Below are 3,449 nucleotides of genomic sequence, written 5' to 3'. Positions count from 1 at the left end.
ACCCCCCCCCTTGTTTCAGCTGCCTGCTTTTTCCCACATACGGTAATCCAGCGTCCATCATAAAAGTAATGGCGGGCTAGCTCTTTATAAGGATTTTCATTACTCCAAAAACAGTTTTAAAGGCAGGAATGTGGCATTGTGGACAAAAACAGACATTTTACCCCGCAGAAAGTCCCGCCAGCAAAATGAGCAAGCCGTTTTTTTTCCGGATTCGGGCAGTGCCTTTCCTGAACGGGGCGGCGGAAGCAGGGGCTGTGGGGGTAGAAGTAAGATAAAAGGAGGTTTGGGATGAGATATGGCTGGATGGTGCTGGGAATATTCATGCTGGCTTTGCCCTTTCGCGTACATGCGGAAGGGGCGGAGCTTACGGGAAGGGATGTGATGGTGCGGGTGGATGAAAGGCCCAATGGGGATAACCGCAGTGCCATTCTGACCATGACCCTGGAAGACAGCCGGGGCAGCCGCAGGGTTCGGGAAATGCGAAGCCGGTCCATGGATGAAGGACGGGATGTCCGTACGCTCATGGTGTTTCTGCAGCCCGGTGATGTGCGGGGCACGGCTTTTTTATCCTATGACTACCATGAACTGGATAAGGAAGACGACAAGTGGCTCTGGATGCCTGCCCTGCGCCGCATTCGCCGTATCAGCGGAGCCGCCCGGCGGGAGCGGTTCATGGGATCGGATTTTTCCTATGATGACATGGGAAAGCGCCATGTGGATCAGGATACCCACATCCTGGAAGGGGTCGAGGAGCTGGATGGGCTGGCCTGCTGGGTGGTGCTGTCCCGGTCTGTTGAGGAAGATCCTGCCTATGAAAAGGTGCGCTACTGGGTGCGAAAGGACGCTGACCTTGTTGTGAAGGCGGAATACTACGACAGAGACGGGCTGCTGAAGGTCTTTCGCGTGCTGAAGGCGGAAAAGGTGCAGGGCTTCTGGACCGTGCTTCATTCTGAGATGAACGATACGGTGCGCAGGCACAGAACCATCATGGAAAACCGGGAAACGAGCTATGACACAGACATGGATCCGGAAATTTTCTCTCCGGCCCGGCTGCGTCAGGTTCAGCCATGAAGCGAAGTATCGTCTTGCTGCTGTGGGGGCTGACAGCCCTTTCAGGGCTTCTTTTTTTCAGGCTACAGCCGGTTTCTGCCTTTGAGTGGCGCAGGCCCGAGGCCCATGGGGAATGGGTGCATGGGGTGCGGCTTTCGGATTGTTCGGAAGTGGTGACGTCCAGGGCCATGCTTTCTTTGACTTCCGGCTGGCTGGGGGAATCCCTGGACGGACTGCTTACCCTGGAAGCTGTGGAAAACTTCCGGATTCCCGATGACTCTGATCTGCGTGTGCGGGAAGGGTATGTCACCTTCCGCTCCCAGGGTTGGGAGGCGAGGGCAGGGCGGCAGATTCTCATCTGGGGCCGGGCCGACGGGGTGCGCATTGTGGATCGGCTTTCGCCGGTGGACAGCCGGGAGTCCGTAACACGGGAGCTGGAGGAAATCCGGCTGGGGGTGGACAGCCTTCGCGCCAGCCGATGGCTGGAAAACGGAGAGCTGGAGTTCATCTGGATACCGCGTTTCCATGGGGGAAAATACCCCGGAAAAGATTCTCCATGGTGGCTGGGTGCGGGGACTGGCCCTGAGGAAGAAAAGCCCGATGGTCTGGATGCCATGAGTCTGGGGCTTCGCCTCGGCCACTATGCCTCGGCCTTTGATTTTTCACTGTATGCCCTTTCGGCACCCATGGAAACGGCTGTGATCAAGGAGACGGAGAGAAAATCGTATCCCAGAACCCTGATGCTGGGGGCCGATGCGGCCTTTCCCGCGGGGGATGCGGTGTGGCGGCTGGAAACGGCCTGGTTTGACGGGTGGTGGTGGAACAGCGGGGATGGGGGGCTGGCGGTGGAGCGGGATCGCTGGATGGTGCTGGCGGGCTGTGACCTCACCCTGTCCGGTAGCAGAACTCTGGGATTTCAGGCCATGGGGGACTGGGTTCCGGGGGCCACTGCCTCCATGGAGCAGAAAGCCTTCTCTTCCCTTTTCACCCTGAATGCGGAGCAGAAGCTGTTTCGGGAAAGGCTGAAGCTTTCTGGCTTTGTCTATTATGATCCATCGGATTCCGATGTGTACGCAAGAACGGTTCTGGACTGGGAAATCCGGGATGGGGTGCGCCTTGCGCTGGGGCTGCATCTCTTTGAGGGGCAGGGAAAACGCTTTGCCCCTTACAGGGATCATTCTCAGCTGTGGTGGAAAATTTCCATGGACTGGTGAGGGCCGTGTTTTTTCAGATGGGCATCCCTTACGGTCAGCCCATGGCGTAGAGATCCGTAAAGGTTGTGTTGACGGAGTATCATATTAAAACAAGGGAGCAGGTCATGATGCAGTCCGAATTCATGCACAGGATTTTTGACAGGCTGGCCCGGTACCTTTTGCGCTGGCGCTGGGCTGTGATTCTTTTTTTTGCGGTTCTGCTGGGCTTCGGTATGGCGGGTTTGCCGCGCATCGGTCTCGACACCTCTTCGGAAAACTGGTTCATGGAGGATGACCCCATGCGAAAGAGCGAAGAGGCCTTTAAGGAGATATTCGGCAACAACGAGTATGTGGCCGTACTGGTGAGCGCAGACAATATTTTTGATGCGGAAATCCTGACCCGTATCCGCGCCCTTGGCAGGGCGCTAGAAAGGGAGGTGCCCTATGCGGATGCCGTTCTTTCCATTGCGGATATGGAATTTACCGAAGGAGATGACTTCGGCATCCATGTGGGGCAGCTGATTCCCGACCCCGTACCGGGGGATACCACTCTTCTGGAAGCACTGAAGGAAAAAGGGCTTGCCCGCCCCATGATTGCCGGAAGGCTTGTGTCCGAAGATGCAAAGGAAGCATGGGTGCTGTTGCGCCTGAAGCCCTATGCCGAAGGACTGCGGGATGAGCATGGAAACGGCATGGATATGGCCATTGGAGAAAAAGCCCTTTCCATTGTCAACCGGCCGGAGTTTGCCATGCTTACGCCCATGGCCAGTGGCATGCCCGTGATCAGTGCGGATAAAACCGCATTTTTTAAAAAGGAAACGGTCCGGAACATGATGCTGTCCATCATGGTGACAGCCCTTGTTCTTGGCATTGCCCTGCGCACCCTTGCCGGGGTTTTTTATCCCATTGTGACAGCGGTGCTTGCCATTCTTGTGGTTTTTGGCGTTGAGGGCTGGATGGGGGTGACCATGGACCCTTCCATGGTGCTGGTTCCGGTGTATATGGGGGTGGCCGTATCCATTGGTTATGCCATCCATCTTTTCCGCTTTTTTTACCGGGAACTTTATCGCACGGGAGACCGCAAAGGGGCTGTGCGTCATGCTGTCGCGGAAACGGGATGGCCCATGGCCTTTACGGCCCTCACCACCATTGGTGCGCTCATGGCTTTTTTATTTGTGGATGTGAAGCCCATCCGCTGGACGGGCA

At 56.5% G+C, this 3,449-nt stretch carries 3 protein-coding genes; all 3 read left to right on the top strand.

Features of this window, described 5'->3' with window-relative positions:
* Positions 1-288: 288 nt before the first annotated feature.
* The gene (locus RBR60_RS16450) at positions 289-1,071 is read left to right on the top strand and encodes an outer membrane lipoprotein-sorting protein (protein ID WP_320358818.1); all 783 of its coding nucleotides are present in this window, start codon (positions 289-291) and stop codon (positions 1,069-1,071) included.
* Entirely contained in the window at positions 1,068-2,264 is a 1,197-nt protein-coding gene (locus RBR60_RS16445) for a DUF1302 family protein (RefSeq protein WP_320358816.1), read from the top strand. The genes RBR60_RS16450 and RBR60_RS16445 overlap by 4 nt, the downstream gene beginning before the upstream one ends.
* A gap of 104 nt (positions 2,265-2,368) precedes the next feature.
* Positions 2,369-3,449: efflux RND transporter permease subunit (locus RBR60_RS16440; RefSeq protein ID WP_320358814.1), on the top strand; the 1,081-nt coding region annotated here is incomplete at its 3' end.

Source organism: Desulfobotulus sp. (genome assembly GCF_034006065.1).
Lineage (GTDB): Bacteria > Desulfobacterota > Desulfobacteria > Desulfobacterales > ASO4-4 > Desulfobotulus.
The sequence above is the reverse complement of the archived record's forward strand: the minus strand, read 5'-3'. Positions and strand labels throughout refer to the sequence as shown.

Coding starts and splice junctions, on each gene's coding strand:
- RBR60_RS16450 (WP_320358818.1), top strand. CDS start 289: ATGAGATATGGCTGGATGGTGCTGGGAATATTCATGCTGGCTTTGCCC.
- RBR60_RS16445 (WP_320358816.1), top strand. CDS start 1,068: ATGAAGCGAAGTATCGTCTTGCTGCTGTGGGGGCTGACAGCCCTTTCA.